This is a genomic window from Pseudomonas sp. NPDC087690, from assembly GCF_044743175.1.
In the GTDB taxonomy this organism is placed as follows: domain Bacteria; phylum Pseudomonadota; class Gammaproteobacteria; order Pseudomonadales; family Pseudomonadaceae; genus Aquipseudomonas.
In genome coordinates, this window is record NZ_JBIUVX010000007.1 from 146,051 (window position 1) to 162,119 (window position 16,069).

The window sequence follows — 16,069 nt, forward strand, 5'->3', positions numbered from 1 at the left end:
CGCTATCCGGGCGGGGCGGGGTTAAGGTCGGCCCCTGCTTTGACTCAACGGATTGAGAGAACAGCGCAATGGATGCTCCCGTCTATATTTACGCCGCCACACCCGCCGACTCCGGCATCATCGGCCGTATCATCGAACGCTCGATTCGCGTCGGTTGCGCGCTTGATCACCGTAACGACCCGCGCCTCGTCAATACCTGGATACGTCAGCAATCGGCAGAGCGCATCAATGCGTGGCTGCTCGATCCGCATTTCTATCTCAACATCGCATTGTTATCGGACAAACCGGTCGGCGTCGGCATGGCGGCCGCCAGTGGTGATGTGACCTTCTGCCATGTGCAACCGGAATGGTTTCGCCGAGGGGCCGGTCGGGCGCTGATGGCGGATCTCGAAGGCTGGTTGCGAATCCGTGGCAGGCCCAGCGTGGCCTTGAAAAGTACACGCACCGGCGAAGCGTTTTATCGGCATCTGGGTTATCACGCGTCGGCACCGGCCTTGCTCCATCACGGCGTAAAAGCCACGCCCATGCACAAGTCGTTGGCGGTTCCTGTCTGACATCTCGATCAAGGGTCTAAATCCTCGCCGCGCTTAAGCGTTTCCAGAACAGGAAAACCTGCAAGTGCGCTCCGCGACCGGAATGCGCACCTGTGCGGTGTGCTGTTTTGGTCACAATCCATAGCGAATTGAGGGGTCGAGAGATGTCAGTCGCCACCAGCCTTATCGAAGAGTCGTCGGCCCGGGTCAGCTCGGCGCCAGCGGAAACGTTGTATCAGTTCACTGAATCGCCGTTACTGGCTCGGCAGAGCCAGCAGGAATCCAACGCTCGCAGTTATCCGCGACGTATTCCGCTGGCACTCAAGCGGGCCAAGGGGCTGTATGTCGAGGACGTCGAAGGGCGTACCTTCATCGACTGCCTGGCCGGTGCTGGCACACTGGCGTTGGGGCATAACCATCCAGTGGTGATCGAAGCGATCCAGCAGGTGCTCGCCGACGAACTGCCGCTGCACACGCTGGACCTGACTACGCCGGTCAAGGATCAGTTTGTCCAGGATCTGTTCGGCTTGTTGCCACGCGAGCTGGCGGCGCAAGCCAAAATCCAGTTCTGCGGCCCTACCGGTACCGACGCCGTGGAGGCTGCGCTGAAACTGGTGCGCACCGCCACTGGCCGCAGCACCGTGCTGTCGTTTTCCGGCGGTTATCACGGCATGAGCCAGGGCGCGTTGAGCCTGATGGGTAGCCTGGGGCCGAAAAAGCCGTTGGGTGCCCTGCTCAGCAGCGGCGTGCAGTTCATGCCGTTCCCGTACGACTACCGTTGCCCGTTCGGCCTCGGTGGCGCTGCCGGCGTCAAAGCCAATTTGAGCTACCTGGAAAACCTGCTCAACGATCCCGAGGCCGGCGTGCAACTGCCCGCGGCGGTGATCGTTGAAGCGGTGCAGGGCGAGGGCGGGGTGATTCCCGCCGATATCGAGTGGTTGCGCGGTTTGCGCCGGATCACCGAGAAGGCGGGAGTCGCGCTGATCGTCGATGAGATCCAGAGCGGTTTCGCCCGCACCGGCAAGATGTTTGCCTTTGAGCACGCCGACATCATCCCGGATGTGGTGGTGCTGTCCAAAGCCATTGGCGGCAGCCTGCCGCTGGCGGTGGTGGTCTATCGCGACTGGCTCGACACCTGGCAACCGGGTGCGCACGCCGGCACCTTCCGTGGCAACCAGATGGCCATGGCTGCCGGGTCGGCGGTGATGCGTTATCTGGTCGAACACAAGGTCTGCGAACACGCCGCCGCCATGGGGGCACGCCTCAGCGAACACCTGCATATTCTGCAGCGCGACTTCCCGCAACTCGGCGATATTCGTGGCCGTGGCTTGATGCTCGGTGTCGAGCTGGTCGATCCGGCCGGTACGCCGGATGCGCTGGGTCATCCGCCAGCGTTCGCGCGTCTGGCACCGCTGGTGCAGCGCGAATGCCTCAAGCGTGGACTGATTCTGGAGCTGGGCGGTCGCCATGGTGCGGTGGTGCGTTTCCTGCCGCCACTGGTGATCACCGCCGCCGAGATCGACCGCGTTGCCGAGATCTTCGGTCGCGCCCTGATTGCTGCGACTGCCGCGCTGTAAATTTTCCGCCGCGCCGAACGTTCTTTCTACATACCCGGCCGCACCCGTTGTGCGGCTCACCCATATAACGATGGAGAACCAGCATGACGTCAGTATTCGACCGCGAGGACATCCTCTTTCAGGTCGTGGTCAACCACGAAGAGCAATACTCGATCTGGCCTGACTACAAAGCCGTGCCGGAAGGCTGGCGTACCGTGGGCAAGAGCGGCCTGAAAAAGGAATGCCTGGCTTACATCGAAGAGACCTGGACTGACATGCGTCCACTGAGCCTGCGCCAGAAGATGGAAGGCCAGGCTGCCGCGCAATAAGCGGCCGGGCAAAAAGAAACCCGCTGGACTGGTGACAGTCAGCGGGTTTTTTCTTGCCTTGGATTTGTGTAGTCCGGGCGGGCCTCTTCGCGAGCAGGCTCACTCCTACAGGGGGAGCGCATTCCAAATGCAGGAGTGAGCCTGCTCGCGATGAACGATAACGCGGTTTCAGCTGAAATTAAGCCCCGCTCAAACCCTTCAACAGCAAATCCACATTGCCTTCCAGCTCCGCCACCGGATCCGCCGCATCGGTACTCAGCACCACCAGATGACTGCCCGACTCGGCAATCGCCGCTTTCACTGCGTCCGATGGCTGCCGATGATGCAGCACCACCGCCACTTCATTGTCCTTGAGCGTCGCCGTCAGTTTTTTCAGGTCTTCGGGTGTCCACTCCGCATCAGGCCGTGGATCCTCGCCGATCAGCTCCAGATTGAGGCTGCCGATCAGATAGCCGAAGTGATCGCTGAGACTCATCACACTGAGGTTGTCGGCGCTGGCTAATCGCGCCTCGCTGTCGGCGCTGAGCTTCAACAAACGCTGCTTCAACGTTGCCAGATTCGCCTCGATCGCAGGCTTGGCACTCGGTGCCAGGCGCGTCAGATCTGCTGCCATGACATCGGCCATGCGCCCCATGTTGTTGCTCGCCAGCCACGGCTGGCTGTTCAGGCCATCGACTTTCAAATCCGGTTGCACGGCAATGCCCGGCAGGGCGCCGTCGATCGGGCGTGCCGCATCGACTTCGACAATACGGATATTGCTGCGACGGGCGATCGGGTACAGCTGATCATCCGGCCACAACGAGCGCACGCCAATCACGGCATCGGCCGCGGTTGCCAGTTTGCTCAGTGCCGGGGCGCCACGCCCCGTGAAATAGGCGCTCTGACGACTGCCCGGCAGGTTCGCTGGCGCCGCTCGTTCGAGATTGACATCAGTGCCTTTGAGCAGCGCCTCAGCCAAGCCAAAGGTGATGGGCAAAGAGGCCAGCACCCGCAACTGTTTAGTGTTTTCGGCGGCCATCAATGGGGTACAAACCACGCCGCACAAGGCCATGGCCAAGGTCAGCTTACGCAGTGAAAAAGTCATTTATCCAAGATTCCCTTTCAGACTCGGGACAACCCCGCGCGCAATGGCGGCGAGGGCGAAAGCGATACCAGCAACCAGAATGATCGCGGCGCCGGACGGGATCGGCAGGTCGAACACGATGGGCGCGAGAATGCCGCACAAGGTGCTGACGGTGGCGATCAGCACCGAACACCAGAAAAAGCCCTTGAGCGATTGACTGAGCAAGCGTGCGGCGGCAGCCGGAATCACCAGCAGCGCGCCGACCAGAATCGCACCAATCACTTTTACCGCCGCCACGGTGATCAGCGTCACCAGAATCACGAACAGATAATCCAGGGTTTTCACCGCCACGCCGCGCACGGCCGCCAGTTGCGGATTGAAACTGGCGAGCATGATGCGGTTGTACAGCGGCAGGGCCAGGGCCATGACCAGCGAACCGACGATGGCCAATACCGCCAGATCGTTGCCGTTGACCGTCAGCACCGAACCGAACAGCACGTTCTCGAGAATGTGCACATTGATCTTGCCCGCCAGGATCAGCAGCAGACTCGCGCCGAGTGCCAGCGACACCGACAGGAATACGCCGATCAAAGTGTCCGGCGCCAGACCGGTACGGTTGCGCAGGTAATTGAGCAGGATGCCGAACAGCAGGCAATAACCGAACAGGCTGCCGTACGGTCCGGTGTAGGGTTCGCCGAGCAGGATGCCGATGGCCACGCCGGTCAGCGCGGCGTGACCGACCGCTTCGGAGAAAAACGCGAAGCGCTTGACCACCACCAGCGTACCGAGACCACCCAGCACCGGGCCGATCAACAAACCGGCGAGCAGTGCATTGACCACAAAACCGTAGGCCAGCGCTTCCGGCAGGTAACCGGACGAGGCCCAGCCTTGCACCATCAAACGAAAGGCTTCGTAACTCATCAGGCAGCGCTCCGTGGATGGGTCGAAAACAGGCTCAACAGACGTTCCGGAGTCAGTGCCTCTTGTGGCGTCGCGTCGAACAGGACGCGGCGGTTGAGGCCGGTGACGTGATTGGCCAGACGCCCGACCGCTTCCAGATCGTGTTCGATCCACAGCACGGTGATGCCCGCGGCGCGCCAGTCATTGAGCAGGCGCTCGAAGACCTGAATGCCGGCCTCGTCGAGCGCCGACATCGGCTCGTCAAGCACCAGCAGTTGCGGTGCAGGGATCAGACCCTGTGCGAGCAGAACCCGCTGACGTTCACCCCCGGACAACGCGCCCATGCGCCGCTTGCGTTTGTCCTGCATGCCGACCCGCTCCAGCGCTTCACCAATGGCGCCGGCGTAGTGTTTGCTCAAACCGAGAAACGCCGGGCGACGCTGGCACATCGCGGCCATGAAATCGTCGACGGTCATCGGTAAACCACGATCGAACTCCAGCGCCTGCGGCACATATCCGATGATGCCGGGGGCGCCGGGCCATTGCAGGCTGAGCTGGCCCTGATGCGGCATCTGCCCCAGCAGCGTCTTGATCAGCGAGCTCTTGCCGCCACCGTTCGGGCCGACCAGCGCATGCACGCTGCCGGGCTGCACCTGGAAGGTGACGTTGTCGAGAATGGTTGTGCGCCCGAGCGTCAGACAAATCTCCGCAAAATCCAAAGTCGGTCCTTGTGGGAGCGACGGTGCGACGATTCGACCTGCTCGCGAATGCGCTGTGTCATTCAATACAGATGTTGGCTGATCTGGCGCCTTCGCGAGCAAGCTCGCTCCCACAGGGGATTCGAGTTCGTTCGAAATCGTTTCTTTGGAGGTCATGCGCCCGACTCCTGAATCGCCCGCACCACGGTATTGAGGTTGCCGGTCATTTCCTTTTCGTATTTGTCGGCGGTGTATTCACCATAGGAAATGTGTGACAGCGGGTACAGCTTCACGCCGGACTCACGCTGGATGGTTTCGACGTAGGTGGACGGGAAGTCCATCTCCGAGAAAATCACTTTCACATCCAGTTCGCGCAGTTGATCGATAGTCTTTTTCAACTGGCTCGGGCTTGGCTCGATACCGTGCGCCGGCTCGACCACCGCCGTCACTTCCAGACCGAATTCGCGCAACAGATAGTCATAGGCCGCGTGAACCGTAGCCACGCGCAGTTCGGCGTTCGGTGCCTGAGTCAGTTTGGCCAGGGCGTCGGCACGCATCTGTCGCAGGCGTTTGCCGTAGGCGCGGGCGTTCTGGGTATAGGTCTTGGCGTTGTCCGGATCAAGCTTGCCCAGTTCGCGGGCAATGTTGTTGACCTGCGCGATGGAGGCGCTGATCGACAGGAACGTGTGCGGGTTGACCACTTTGCCGGCGCCGCGTGCGGCAACCCCGGTGGCGGCCAGCAGCGGCACGTTTTCATTGGCTTCGATGGTTTTGATGTTCGGTGTTTCGCTGGCGGCAATCATGCGGTCGGCGAAATCGTCATGGCCGACACCGTTGAGCACGATCACATCCAGCCCGCTGATGCGTTTGATGTCCTCGGCGCGCGGCTCGTAGGCGTGCGGGTTGAAACCGGCAGGAATCAGCGGCACCACCTCGGCCTTGTCGCCGACGATGTTTGCCACATAGCTGTAATAGGGGTGCAGGGTAATGCCGATACGCAGGCGTTTGGCGCTATCGGCACTGGCCAGCGGGCTCAGCAGGCAGGCGCAGAGGCCGACCAGAAACAGGCGTAACAAAGGGCGGCGCGGCGATGAAATAGACATGGGCAAGCGGTCTTCTCTCGGATAGGGGCGAGGAATCAATGGCGATGTTCGCGGGTAACCCCGGCATCGTATTGCGCGACGATCTGTTTCCAGCCGGCAGCGGACAGAGCGTCGGCGGTGAGTTGTGCGGGGGCTTGAACGGCTGCATCACGGTTGAGCCAGATGTCCGGCGCCGCCTTGTCGTCGGCACTGAGCAGCATCACGAACGAACCCGCGACGGCAGGGGTCTGGCTTTGGCCGAAATACGCGGCGTCCGCCAACAACTGCCAGGCATGACCGCCGCGGCTGACCGAGCTGGCGTCCTGAGCAAACGGCGCAAACCCTTCGTCCGCGAGGTTCTGCGGCGTCGGCAGGGCTTGCTGCTCTTCGCGCAGCAAGCGGATTTCGTCGAGGGTCACCCGCAGGTCGGCGTAGATGCCTTGCTCCGAAGCACTGAGGTCGCGGCGTGCGTCGAGTTGATTTGTCGCGACCGGCTCCGGCTCATGGGAAACCCCGCGCCATGCGACGACCGAACCGGCAATCGCCAGAATCAACAGACACAACAGCAGCACATTGAGGGTTTCATGGCCGGCACCCGCCGGGCGCACAACTTGGCTGGTTGGTGTACTCATGGGGTCTCGATATCCGCTTGGTCGATTTCGACCACATGGCCTGGACCTGCGTCGAACAGCACATAAAACTCGGCGCCAGGCTTCTTGAATGTCAGTGTCGAGTCGGCACCGAGCTTGCCCGGCACCAGAATGGTTTCGTCGTAGCCGATCACATCGAGGGTCACCCCCGGTGCGCCGCTGCCGTCGGAGAAACCGCCGGTGCATTTGATCTGTTCGGCATCGATGGCCTTGCATTCGCACATCGGGTTGTGGGCGAGGGCGCTGGCACTGAAGCCGGCGCTCAGCACCAGCAGCGCGGCGCTCAGGCGCAGACGGGAAGGGCGGCGAGCGTGGCTCATGGTTTGGCTCCTTGTTTGTTCAGCCATGCAATCGTGGCGGGAGAGGCCTGGCTCAGGGGAATAGAGGCTTGGTGCATGCTGCCGTCCCAGCCTTCCATGGTGATCCACAGTTCGGCGTCGGGTTTGGTTTTTTCCGGGATCAGCAATTGTGTGCCCATGCGGTACGGTGTGCCGAAGAAGATAACCCCGGCGGCGCGCAGGCTGCGGGGTTTGCCGATGCGCAGGTAAGTGGCCTTGACCTGTTCGATACAGGCGTCACACAACGCAGCGTTGAAGTCCTTCGAGTAACCGGCGGGACCATTGAGCGGCGCTTCGTTGCGCAACTCGGCAAGGCGCAGGCTCCAAGGGCCGACCTGGACGTCACCGATCTCGCGCTCGCCAAGGCCGCTGTCGCCACGGAACAACGCCACATCGGCAAAGTATTTCGGCATGAAACCCAGCGGAATCAGCAGCAGCAGTACATTGATATGGAAGCGCCATTTATGCCAGAAGCGGCTCAGGCGTGAAGGTTGGGCAATGCTCGTCGTCTGGCTCACAGGCTGGCCTCCGAAGTCTCGCGGGTGGTCGCGGGCTGCACGGCGGCGGTGCGGGCTTTCTTGCTTTCGCGTTTAAGGGCGTTGGCGGTCGCCAGCGCGGTGCGCTTGGTCCAGATCAACAAACCGCTGAGCACCATCATGCTCAGCAACAGGCCGAAGAAGAACCAGATCAGCTTGATCCACAGACCACCGAAGTCACCGGTATGTAGCGGGCGCATGGATTCGGTGACGAACTCCAGTGACGTGCGATCCGACAGCACGCGGGAGGATGCCAGCTCGCCGTTGAACGGGTTGAGCGTCGCGCTCTGGAACATCAGTGGATACCAGCCTCGGCCACGAATATCGAGGTGACTGTAGGCATTGAAAGGCATGTTGATGACGCTGGCCTCGAGCCCGGGAATCTTTTGCTGGGCGATTTCGATCGCGCGATCAAGACTGAGCCGGGCCGGTGGCAGGCCATCGGCGGTCAACGGCACGCTGTCGCGCGACATGGCCGGAATGATCGCCTCGCTGGAAATCGATATGTGGTTATCGGACAGCACCGCTTCAATCAGGAACCAGGTGCTGGTGACGGAGATGACCGCAATGAACCAGATTGACCAGATGCCGCTCAGACGATGGAAGTCCCCCCAGAAAATTCGCGCACCGTGGCGAATGCGCAGGGTCGGACTGAAAAAACCTTTCCAGAAACGCTTGTACACCACCAGACCGGTGATCAACGACGCCAGCAGCGGCAAGCTCAGCGCTGACACCAGATACCAGCCCCAGCTGTAACCATTGGTGAACGGCACCAGCCACCAGCCATGCAAGGCACGGGTAAAGGCCTGGAAATTGAATTCCGGCGCCGTGCCCTGGATCACGCCCGTATACGGGTTGACGTAGGTGACCAGCGAGCGCCCGTCGGGATAGCTGAGGGTGACATCCAGCGCGAAATGCGATTCGTCGGGGCGGCTGATGCGTTGTACCAGTGCCTGCGGTTCAGCGGTCTTGATCGCTGTGATGATCTGTTCATAACCGAGACGGGGTGCATCGTCCGACGGCTGGCTGGCGCGCATCTGCGGGTTGGCCAGCCAGACGATTTCCTGACTGACCACCGCCAATGTGCCGGTGACACAGACGATCAGCACGAAAAACCAGATCGGTAACGCCAGCCAGCTATGAACGAGGAACCACAGTTTGGAGCGGGATTTCTTCGACATGATTGCGCGTCTTGTATTCGGTGAAAGGGCGCGTGGCTACGGGCTTCGCAGCACGGGATCCCCGAAAAGCCGCTCGTGGCTTTTGCCTACGCGAACGGCCTGCATCTATATAAGACGAATGAGCGCTGCAAATCCCGAAAGGGGATATGAAAGCAAATGTTTCGCAATTCCCCGATCACCACACGTCCCCTTGCTCAAGAACGCGGACGATCAGTTAACGCGGACGTGACTGACACACCGCTTTCGCGAGCAAGCTCGCTCCCACAGGGTTTTGTCGTGTTTTGAGGATCAAACACGATTCATGCATGACGCCATCACTGTCAGGCAATTGATGGCCCGCCGGCGCTCCCTATCATGGAGCTCACGATGAATGCCTGAGTGAGCACCTTGATGACCGCCAGAACCCTCTACGACAAACACATCGATTCGCACACGGTGTGCCGCCTCGACGATCAGGGCCATGTCCTGCTCTATATCGATCGTCAGGTGATCAACGAATACACCAGTCCCCAGGCATTCAGCGGTTTGCGCGAGGCCGGGCGGGGTGTCTGGCGTCCGGAAACAGCGTTGGCGGTGGTTGACCACGTCAATCCAACCACACCGCTGCGGGTGGCCGCGATGCCGGATGCCGGTGGCGCGCGACAGGTGTCGTATCTGGCAGAGAATTGCCGGGACTTCGGTATCGAGTTGCTGGATATCCTCGACAAACGCCAAGGCATCGAACATGTGATCGCGCCGGAGCAGGGTTTTATATTGCCGGGCATGGTCATTGCTGCCGGCGACAGCCACACCACGACGTATGGCGCGCTCGGCGCTTTCGGTTTCGGCATCGGCACCTCGGAAATCGAACACCTGCTGGCCTCGCAGACCCTGGTCTACAAACGTCTGAAAAGCATGCGCGTGACGGTTGACGGCGAGTTGGCAGCGGGGCTGACGTCGAAAGACCTGATCATGGCGCTGATCGGCCAGATTGGCGCGTCCGGGGCCACCGGTTATGCCATCGAGTTCTGCGGTTCGACCATTGATGCCCTGAGCGTCGAGGCGCGCATGACCATCTGCAACATGGCGGTCGAGGCCGGTGCGCGTGGCGCGTTCATGGCGCCGGACGACAAGGTGTTCGCCTATCTCAAAGGCAAACCCCGCGCGCCCACCGGTGACTTGTGGGAGCGCGGACTGCAACAATGGTGCGACCTGCGCAGCGATCCCGGCGCCTTGTTCGACCGCGAGATTCATCTCGACGCCCATCTGCTGGAACCGATGGTCACCTGGGGCACCAGCCCGGATCAGGCTGCACCGATTGGCGCTCGGGTGCCCGACCCGCAAGCGATCAACGACCCGATCCTGCGTCAGGACATGCGCCGCGCCCTCAACTACATGGGCCTCGAAGCCGGCATGCCGCTCAGCGAGATCGTCATCAGCCATGCCTTTATCGGTTCCTGCACCAACGCACGGATCGAGGACTTGCGCGATGCCGCCCGTGTCGTGCGCGGGCAGCAAGTCGCCGAGCATGTGCGGGCGATGATCGTCCCCGGTTCCAGCGAAGTGCGCGCCCAAGCCGAAGCGGAAGGATTGGCGCGGATTTTTATCGAGGCCGGTTTTGAATGGCGTCAGTCCGGCTGTTCGATGTGTCTGGCGATGAACGACGACGTGCTGGCCCCCGGCGACCGCTGCGCGTCCAGCACCAACCGTAATTTCGAGGGGCGTCAGGGCGCTGGCGCACGCACCCATCTGATGAGCCCGGCGATGGTCGCCGCTGCTGCGATCAGCGGCCGCCTCACCGACATCCGCCACTTTGGAGTACGCCCATGAGCCTGCAACCCTTCACTCAGGTCAGCGGGCAGGCCGCGCCATTGTTGGCCGCCAACGTCGATACCGACGTGATCATGCCCAAGCAGTTTCTCAAGGGCATCGACAGGAAAGGCCTGGATCGCGGTTTGTTTTTCGATCTGCGATTTTTGCCGGACGGCACGCCGAATCCTCAGTTTGTGCTGAATCAGCCTGCGTGGCAGAGGGCTGGTTTTCTTGTGGTCGGGCCGAATTTCGGCTGCGGCTCCAGCCGCGAGCACGCGGTGTGGGGGTTGCAGCAGTTGGGCATTCGCGCGCTGATCGGTAGCAGCTTCGCCGGGATCTTTTTCGACAACTGCCAGCGCAACGGGGTGTTGTTGATCACGCTGGAGGAGGCGCAGGTGCAGCGCATCGGACGGCTTGTCGGTCAGCCTGAAACGGCGCGGATCAGTATTGATCTGGAGACGCAGCAGATTGGTTTGGCGGATGGCAGCGTGATCGATTTCCAGATTGATGGTCTGCGCAAAACTTCGCTGCTGCTGGGACTTGATGCAATTGGCAGCACCTTGCAACGCCGCGAACAAATCAAGGATTTCGAACGCCAGCACCTGGTCAACAACCCCTGGCTCTCCTGACCCACCGCTGGCCTCCTTGTAGGAGTGAGCCTGCTCGCGATGGCGGTGGATCAGTCAGAGTTGCTGTGTCTGACACACCGCTATCGCGAGCAGGCTCACTCCTACAGGGGGTTGCGGTGTTCTGGTTACAGCGACAGGCTTTTGAAATGCGCCTGAAAAAACTCCACACATGCGCGCAACTTCCCCGAATGCGCCAGCCGTGTCGGGTACACCGCCCAGACATTCGCGCTCTGGCTGTAATCTTCCAGCACTTGCACCAAACGGCCTTGCTCGAGCAACGGCTTCACATCCCACAATGAGCGCAGCAATACCCCACGACCATCCAGCGCCCATTGCAAAACAATCTCGCCGTTGTTGGACGACAACGGCCCGCTGACCCGCACGTTCTCTTGGCCGCCATCGCGATCCAGATTCCAGATGCCGAAGGCATTGTCGCGCTCCTTGATCACCAGGCAATCGTGCTGCTGCAGGTCGTCCAGCGTTTTCGGCGTGCCGCGACGTTGCAGATAACTTGGCGCCGCGCACAGCACGCGCCGATTGCTGACCAGACGCCGGCCGATGTGCTGGCCGGGAATGTCATCGCCAACGCGTATCTCCAGGTCGAAGCCTTCGTTGATGATGTCCACGACGCGGTCAAACAGGTCGAGGCGAATCTCCAGTTGCGGATAACGTTCGGCCAGCAACGACACGGCTGGGGCGACGTGATTGCGGCCAAACCCGAAACTGCTGCAGATGTGCAAACGCCCACGCGGGCTGTCGTGGGCGTCGGAGAGTTCGTCGTGCAGTTGCTGGAAATCATCGAGAATGCGCAACGCCCAGCGCTGTACCCGCTCGCCATCCTCGGTCAGCGAGACGCGGCGGCTGGTTCGGTGCAGCAGGCGTGTGCCGAGGGTGGTTTCGAGAATCTGAATGCGTTTGCTGACGTACGCCGGGGACAGGCCCAGTTCATCCGCGGCGGCAGCAAAGCCGTTCTTGCGGATCACGGTGAGCAGCACCCGCAGGTCTTCGGGCAGAGGCAAGGTGTCTTTCTTCTGGGGCATGTCGAAACGAGCACTGGCGGCAGAAGCCGCCAGCATAGCATCGGGACCCGCAGCCCTGGTCAGCGCAGAAAGGCCAGTGCTTCGGCAAGCAACAATTCAGGGACTTCTTCGGCAATATAGTGGCCGGCGGGCAGGGCTTGCCCGCTGACGTTCTTCGCCACCTGCTGCCATTCTTTCAGCGGATCGAAACAGCGCCCAACCGTGCCTTCCGCGCCCCACAAGACCCGCAGCGGCAGATTCAGATGATGCTGGGCGGCGATGTCGGTGCGGTCGTGCTCCAGATCGATGCCGGCGCTGGCCCGGTAGTCTTCGCAGATACCGCGCGCGCTGCCCGGCTGTTGCAGGCAGCGCCGGTATTCGTCGAAGGCTTGCTCGGTAAATGGTTTGAGCCCGGCGCTTCGACTGCCCATCACGCTGCGCAGATAGGCATCGGGATTGGCCTCGATCAGGGTTTCCGGCAGCGGCGCCGGACGAATCAGGAAGAACCAGTGCCAGTAGGCGCGGGCGAAGGCTTCGTTGGTTTGCGTGTACATCGACAGGGTCGGCGCGATGTCGAGCAACATCATGCGCTGCACGGCGGCCGGGTGATCGAGCGCAAGGCGATGCGCCACCCGTGCGCCACGATCGTGGGCGAGGATCGAGAACTGCGCGAAGCCCAGCGACTGCATCAGCTCGACGCCATCACGAGCCATTTCACGTTTTGAATAATTGCGATGCTGGTCATCGGCGTCAGGGCGACCGCTGTCACCGTAGCCGCGCAAGTCGGCGGCGACCACCGTGAAGTGCTCGGCCAGTTGTTCGGCAATCTTGTGCCAGATCACGTGGGTCTGCGGGTGGCCATGCAGCAACAGCAGGCCCGGGCCGCTGCCGCCGAGGCGATAGGCAATGTCGACGCCGTTGACGTGACGCTGGTCTTTGAGGAATCCGGCAAACATCAGACTGATCCTTTTTTCAGGGTTCTTGTTGGATGCATCCTGAAATTGTCTGGCGTTCGGGGCAAGGCGCAAAGCGTGATGGGCCGCTTCATGAAGTGTGATGTGTATGTTTGTAAAGGCGCTATCGCGAGCAGGCTCACTCCTACAATTGAAATGCATTCCCCCGTAGGAGTGAGCCTGCTCGCGATAGCGCCTTTACAAACATTACAAAACCTAACCCTGCTGAAACATCTCCATAGCCCGCTGCCTGATCTGCTCTTGGGTCAGATCCTCTTTACGTGAGGCCAGAAACCACAGATGTCCATAGGGATCTTTCAACGTGCCGCTGCGATCACCGTAAAACTGATCCTTGACCTCGGACACGGTGGTCGCCCCGGCATCCAGCGCCCGCTGAAAGGATTTGTCGACATCGGTCACGTACAGATGCAAACCGACCGACACCGCGTTGTCCGGATTGCTCAACGGCCCTTGGTCGCACGGCGAGCCGAGCATGATTGCGCTATCACCAATGCGCAGTTCGGCGTGGCCGATACCGCCGTCGGGCATCGCCAGGCGCATGACTTCGGTGGCACCAAACGCTTTCTTATAGAAGTCGATGGCCTCGGCGGCCTTGTGAATGCCGAGATACGGGGTAATGCTGTGATACCCCTCGGGAATGGGTTTGACGCTCATGACGTTCTCCCTGATTGTTGTTTTGCGAGGTGAAGAAACACTATAGAACTGTCCACGCAGTGCAGATTTTTGCCCGACGAGCAGCAGGGGCGCATCTCTCCTGTGGTAAGGGGATAAATGCCCTCGCCACGGGGCCTTCATTAGTCCTTGGTGAAGTGTGGCCCCGGCCCCTGTTCGCCGAGCACGTCGCCCTGATTGCGCAACGGGCACGCTTCCATCGACAGACAGCCACAGCCGATACAGCCATTGAGTCGGTCACGCAACAGCGTCAATTGCTCGATCCGCTCATCCAGTTCGCGTCGCCATTGCTCGGATAGCACCTTCCAGTCCGCCGCTGTCGGTGCGCGATCATCCGGCAGAATTTTCAGCGCCTCGCCAATCTCCGCCAGTGGAATCCCCAAGCGCTGCGCGACTTTGATCAACGCCACCCGGCGCAGCACTGCGCGCGCATAGCGGCGCTGATTGCCGGCATTGCGCTGGCTCTTGATCAAACCTTTGGCTTCATAAAAATGCAGCGCCGTCACCGCCACACCGCTGCGCGCCGCGACTTCACCGACCGTAAGCTGCTTGTGCAGGTTTTCTCGGGTGATCATTGGAAAAGACTCTTGACCTTGACTTAACTAGAGGTTTTACCCTGCAGGCCTTCGAGTCGCAAGACTCGTCTTACGATGAGTGGGGGCGTTCCATGAACAACCGTAGTTTCACCCAATTGATCGAATTTGAAATCGAACCGCGTCAGCAACCGGCCCTGGTCACTGCTCTTTCAGTGCAAAGCGAACGTCTGGCCCAGCGCTACGACGGTTTCCTCAGCGCCAGCGTGCAGGCCAGCGATGATGGTCGGCGGGTGTTGAGTTTTCTGCAATGGCAAACCCGCGAGGCGGGGGAGGCAGCTTTTCGCAGTTTTGAAAGTGGCGAACAGGATTTCTGGCAACTGATCCACATTCATCGGGCGAAAACCGTCACCTTCAATTCCTTCCAGGTGCTGAGCAGCATCGCCCGCAGTCACGACGATGCCTTGCACTGCAATCTGATCGGTTAGATCGATAGCTGGATAAGCCGCTCGCCGTGCAGGTTTTCGCTCAGTCGCCGCTTGTTCACCGCCAGTTCGCCGATCTTGATCAGCCGCGTACGTGTGACATTGCGGCTCAGGCCAAGCAGCGCGGCGGTGTGCACCTGGTTGTAATGGCAGAAGCGGTAAGCGGCGCGCAGCAAGGCGTCTTCAACTTTTTCGTGTAGTGCTCCGGCCTGTTGCGCGAACAGTTTTTGAAAGGCCTGTTCCAGCAAGGCTTCCGGTGAATCATCGGCGCCGGCATGATCGTCGGGGCGCTCGATGCGCATGTTCGACAGGCGCAGATCATCACGCTCGATCACGCCATTGCGGCAGATCAGCAGGGTGTGATGGATGACGTTTTCCAGCTCGCGAATATTGCCTGGCCAACTGTAGGCGCGCAGTTTCTGCTCGGCGCCCGGACTGATGCTGACGCGGCCATAGCCCAGGCGCTGGCTGTAAGCCTCGATGAAGTGGCGGGTCAGCGGCAGAATGTCGCCGGGGCGTTCACGCAACGGGCTCAGTTCCAGATTGACCACGTTCAGGCGGTAATACAGATCCTCGCGAAAATGTCCGGCATTGATGGCTTTTTCCAGTTGTACGTTGGTCGCCGCCAGCACCCGCACATCGATGGGGATGCTTTTGCGCGAACCGAGCCGCACCACTTCACGCTCCTGCAAGACCCGCAACAGCTTCACCTGAATCGCGATCGGCAGATCACCGATCTCATCGAGAAATAGCGTGCCGCCATCTGCCTCCTCGAACCAGCCAGCCTTGGCGCTCAGCGCACCGGTGAACGCGCCTTTTTCATGGCCGAACAATTCCGCCTCCACCAGCGATTCGGAAAACGCGCCGCAGTTGACCGCGATAAACGGCCGGTGGCGGCGATTGCTCAGGTTGTGAATATGTCGTGCGACGAGTTCCTTGCCAGTGCCGGTCTCGCCGATGACCAGCACACTGGCTTCGCTCGGCGCGACCTGTTGCAAATGCGCGAGCAGCGCTTGAGATTTCGGGTCTTCGAACACTTGCGCGGTGGCGCGGATCGACGTCGCGAGCGCGGGTGAGGGCGGTAAGGTCAGCAATTGCAT

19 protein-coding genes are annotated in these 16,069 nt (G+C 60.9%); 6 read left to right on the forward strand and 13 right to left on the reverse strand.

Annotation, left to right across the window (positions count from 1 at the left end; all coding sequences use genetic code 11):
* Positions 1-68: 68 nt before the first annotated feature.
* The 3 genes from ACIPIZ_RS11540 (at position 69) to ACIPIZ_RS11550 (ending at position 2,418) form a co-directional block, all read left to right on the forward strand.
* On the forward strand, positions 69-554 hold the full coding sequence (locus ACIPIZ_RS11540; protein WP_064391342.1) for a GNAT family N-acetyltransferase: 486 nt from the start codon (positions 69-71) through the stop codon (positions 552-554).
* A gap of 143 nt (positions 555-697) precedes the next feature.
* The gene (locus ACIPIZ_RS11545) at positions 698-2,110 is read left to right on the forward strand and encodes an aspartate aminotransferase family protein (RefSeq protein WP_105705192.1); all 1,413 of its coding nucleotides are present in this window, start codon (positions 698-700) and stop codon (positions 2,108-2,110) included.
* An 83-nt stretch (positions 2,111-2,193) separates the two neighbouring features.
* Positions 2,194-2,418 (forward strand): MbtH family protein, encoded by a 225-nt coding sequence (locus ACIPIZ_RS11550; protein WP_064391340.1) that lies wholly within the window; start codon positions 2,194-2,196, stop codon positions 2,416-2,418.
* Between the two features lie 178 nt (positions 2,419-2,596).
* Here ACIPIZ_RS11550 and ACIPIZ_RS11555 read toward each other — a convergent pair whose 3' ends face one another.
* Genes ACIPIZ_RS11555 through ACIPIZ_RS11590 form a run of 8 tightly spaced genes read right to left on the reverse strand, consistent with a single transcriptional unit; the run spans position 2,597 to position 8,866 of the window.
* Entirely contained in the window at positions 2,597-3,502 is a 906-nt protein-coding gene (locus ACIPIZ_RS11555) for a metal ABC transporter substrate-binding protein (RefSeq protein ID WP_401165381.1), read from the reverse strand.
* A complete protein-coding gene (locus ACIPIZ_RS11560; RefSeq protein WP_007917717.1) occupies positions 3,503-4,402 on the reverse strand; it encodes a metal ABC transporter permease in 900 nt (299 codons plus the stop codon). It lies immediately after the preceding gene.
* A complete protein-coding gene (locus tag ACIPIZ_RS11565; RefSeq protein ID WP_401165383.1) occupies positions 4,402-5,256 on the reverse strand; it encodes a metal ABC transporter ATP-binding protein in 855 nt (284 codons plus the stop codon). Before ACIPIZ_RS11565 ends, ACIPIZ_RS11560 begins: the two co-directional genes overlap by 1 nt.
* On the reverse strand, positions 5,253-6,182 hold the full coding sequence (locus ACIPIZ_RS11570) for a metal ABC transporter substrate-binding protein (protein WP_105705189.1): 930 nt from the start codon (positions 6,180-6,182) through the stop codon (positions 5,253-5,255). The genes ACIPIZ_RS11565 and ACIPIZ_RS11570 overlap by 4 nt, the downstream gene beginning before the upstream one ends.
* Before the next feature lie 35 nt (positions 6,183-6,217).
* The gene (locus ACIPIZ_RS11575; protein ID WP_064391336.1) at positions 6,218-6,793 is read right to left on the reverse strand and encodes a DUF6162 family protein; all 576 of its coding nucleotides are present in this window, start codon (positions 6,791-6,793) and stop codon (positions 6,218-6,220) included.
* Positions 6,790-7,131 (reverse strand): hypothetical protein, encoded by a 342-nt coding sequence (locus ACIPIZ_RS11580; RefSeq protein WP_105705188.1) that lies wholly within the window; start codon positions 7,129-7,131, stop codon positions 6,790-6,792. The genes ACIPIZ_RS11575 and ACIPIZ_RS11580 overlap by 4 nt, the downstream gene beginning before the upstream one ends.
* Entirely contained in the window at positions 7,128-7,667 is a 540-nt protein-coding gene (locus ACIPIZ_RS11585; protein ID WP_401165385.1) for a thiamine pyrophosphate-binding protein, read from the reverse strand. Before ACIPIZ_RS11585 ends, ACIPIZ_RS11580 begins: the two co-directional genes overlap by 4 nt.
* Positions 7,664-8,866, reverse strand: a complete 1,203-nt coding sequence (locus ACIPIZ_RS11590) for a PepSY domain-containing protein (RefSeq protein ID WP_064391333.1) — start codon at positions 8,864-8,866, stop codon at positions 7,664-7,666. The genes ACIPIZ_RS11585 and ACIPIZ_RS11590 overlap by 4 nt, the downstream gene beginning before the upstream one ends.
* A 390-nt stretch (positions 8,867-9,256) precedes the next feature.
* Between ACIPIZ_RS11590 and leuC the strand changes: the two genes are divergently transcribed.
* Together leuC and leuD are read left to right on the forward strand one after the other, a co-directional pair.
* A complete protein-coding gene (gene leuC / locus ACIPIZ_RS11595; RefSeq protein WP_105705186.1) occupies positions 9,257-10,675 on the forward strand; it encodes a 3-isopropylmalate dehydratase large subunit in 1,419 nt (472 codons plus the stop codon).
* Positions 10,672-11,286, forward strand: coding sequence for a 3-isopropylmalate dehydratase small subunit (leuD, locus tag ACIPIZ_RS11600; protein WP_122661618.1), 615 nt, complete (start codon positions 10,672-10,674; stop codon positions 11,284-11,286). The genes leuC and leuD overlap by 4 nt, the downstream gene beginning before the upstream one ends.
* A 125-nt stretch (positions 11,287-11,411) precedes the next feature.
* On the opposite strand, the gene ACIPIZ_RS11605 is transcribed toward leuD, so the two are convergent.
* The 4 genes from ACIPIZ_RS11605 to soxR form a co-directional block, all read right to left on the reverse strand.
* Positions 11,412-12,362, reverse strand: coding sequence for a LysR substrate-binding domain-containing protein (locus ACIPIZ_RS11605; RefSeq protein ID WP_401165388.1), 951 nt, complete (start codon positions 12,360-12,362; stop codon positions 11,412-11,414).
* Between the two features lie 23 nt (positions 12,363-12,385).
* Entirely contained in the window at positions 12,386-13,261 is an 876-nt protein-coding gene (locus ACIPIZ_RS11610) for an alpha/beta fold hydrolase (RefSeq protein WP_105705184.1), read from the reverse strand.
* Between the two features lie 213 nt (positions 13,262-13,474).
* On the reverse strand, positions 13,475-13,933 hold the full coding sequence (locus tag ACIPIZ_RS11615) for a VOC family protein (RefSeq protein ID WP_064391328.1): 459 nt from the start codon (positions 13,931-13,933) through the stop codon (positions 13,475-13,477).
* Between the two features lie 140 nt (positions 13,934-14,073).
* A complete protein-coding gene (gene soxR / locus ACIPIZ_RS11620) occupies positions 14,074-14,526 on the reverse strand; it encodes a redox-sensitive transcriptional activator SoxR (protein ID WP_064391327.1) in 453 nt (150 codons plus the stop codon).
* A gap of 92 nt (positions 14,527-14,618) precedes the next feature.
* On the opposite strand from soxR, the gene ACIPIZ_RS11625 reads away from it, so the two are divergent.
* Positions 14,619-14,972: an antibiotic biosynthesis monooxygenase gene (locus ACIPIZ_RS11625; protein WP_401165390.1), complete on the forward strand. Its 354-nt coding sequence runs from the start codon at positions 14,619-14,621 to the stop codon at positions 14,970-14,972.
* On the opposite strand, the gene ACIPIZ_RS11630 is transcribed toward ACIPIZ_RS11625, so the two are convergent.
* Positions 14,969-16,069 carry a sigma-54-dependent Fis family transcriptional regulator gene (locus tag ACIPIZ_RS11630; RefSeq protein ID WP_064391325.1) on the reverse strand — a complete coding sequence of 367 codons (1,101 nt, stop codon included), beginning with the start codon at positions 16,067-16,069 and terminating at the stop codon, positions 14,969-14,971. The two genes, ACIPIZ_RS11625 and ACIPIZ_RS11630, sit on opposite strands and share 4 nt — an antisense overlap.

Excerpts from the sequence above, each read along its gene's own strand:
- ACIPIZ_RS11570 (WP_105705189.1), bottom strand. The coding sequence starts at position 6,182 with ATGTCTATTTCATCGCCGCGCCGCCCTTTGTTACGCCTGTTTCTGGTC.
- ACIPIZ_RS11575 (WP_064391336.1), bottom strand. The coding sequence starts at position 6,793 with ATGAGTACACCAACCAGCCAAGTTGTGCGCCCGGCGGGTGCCGGCCAT.
- ACIPIZ_RS11565 (WP_401165383.1), bottom strand. The coding sequence starts at position 5,256 with ATGACCTCCAAAGAAACGATTTCGAACGAACTCGAATCCCCTGTGGGA.
- ACIPIZ_RS11625 (WP_401165390.1), top strand. The coding sequence starts at position 14,619 with ATGAACAACCGTAGTTTCACCCAATTGATCGAATTTGAAATCGAACCG.
- ACIPIZ_RS11615 (WP_064391328.1), bottom strand. The coding sequence starts at position 13,933 with ATGAGCGTCAAACCCATTCCCGAGGGGTATCACAGCATTACCCCGTAT.
- soxR (WP_064391327.1), bottom strand. The coding sequence starts at position 14,526 with ATGATCACCCGAGAAAACCTGCACAAGCAGCTTACGGTCGGTGAAGTC.
- ACIPIZ_RS11555 (WP_401165381.1), bottom strand. The coding sequence starts at position 3,502 with ATGACTTTTTCACTGCGTAAGCTGACCTTGGCCATGGCCTTGTGCGGC.
- ACIPIZ_RS11610 (WP_105705184.1), bottom strand. The coding sequence starts at position 13,261 with ATGTTTGCCGGATTCCTCAAAGACCAGCGTCACGTCAACGGCGTCGAC.
- ACIPIZ_RS11630 (WP_064391325.1), bottom strand. The coding sequence starts at position 16,069 with ATGCAATTGCTGACCTTACCGCCCTCACCCGCGCTCGCGACGTCGATC.
- leuD (WP_122661618.1), top strand. The coding sequence starts at position 10,672 with ATGAGCCTGCAACCCTTCACTCAGGTCAGCGGGCAGGCCGCGCCATTG.
- ACIPIZ_RS11540 (WP_064391342.1), top strand. The coding sequence starts at position 69 with ATGGATGCTCCCGTCTATATTTACGCCGCCACACCCGCCGACTCCGGC.
- ACIPIZ_RS11605 (WP_401165388.1), bottom strand. The coding sequence starts at position 12,362 with ATGCTGGCGGCTTCTGCCGCCAGTGCTCGTTTCGACATGCCCCAGAAG.
- ACIPIZ_RS11545 (WP_105705192.1), top strand. The coding sequence starts at position 698 with ATGTCAGTCGCCACCAGCCTTATCGAAGAGTCGTCGGCCCGGGTCAGC.
- leuC (WP_105705186.1), top strand. The coding sequence starts at position 9,257 with ATGACCGCCAGAACCCTCTACGACAAACACATCGATTCGCACACGGTG.
- ACIPIZ_RS11560 (WP_007917717.1), bottom strand. The coding sequence starts at position 4,402 with ATGAGTTACGAAGCCTTTCGTTTGATGGTGCAAGGCTGGGCCTCGTCC.
- ACIPIZ_RS11580 (WP_105705188.1), bottom strand. The coding sequence starts at position 7,131 with ATGAGCCACGCTCGCCGCCCTTCCCGTCTGCGCCTGAGCGCCGCGCTG.
- ACIPIZ_RS11590 (WP_064391333.1), bottom strand. The coding sequence starts at position 8,866 with ATGTCGAAGAAATCCCGCTCCAAACTGTGGTTCCTCGTTCATAGCTGG.
- ACIPIZ_RS11550 (WP_064391340.1), top strand. The coding sequence starts at position 2,194 with ATGACGTCAGTATTCGACCGCGAGGACATCCTCTTTCAGGTCGTGGTC.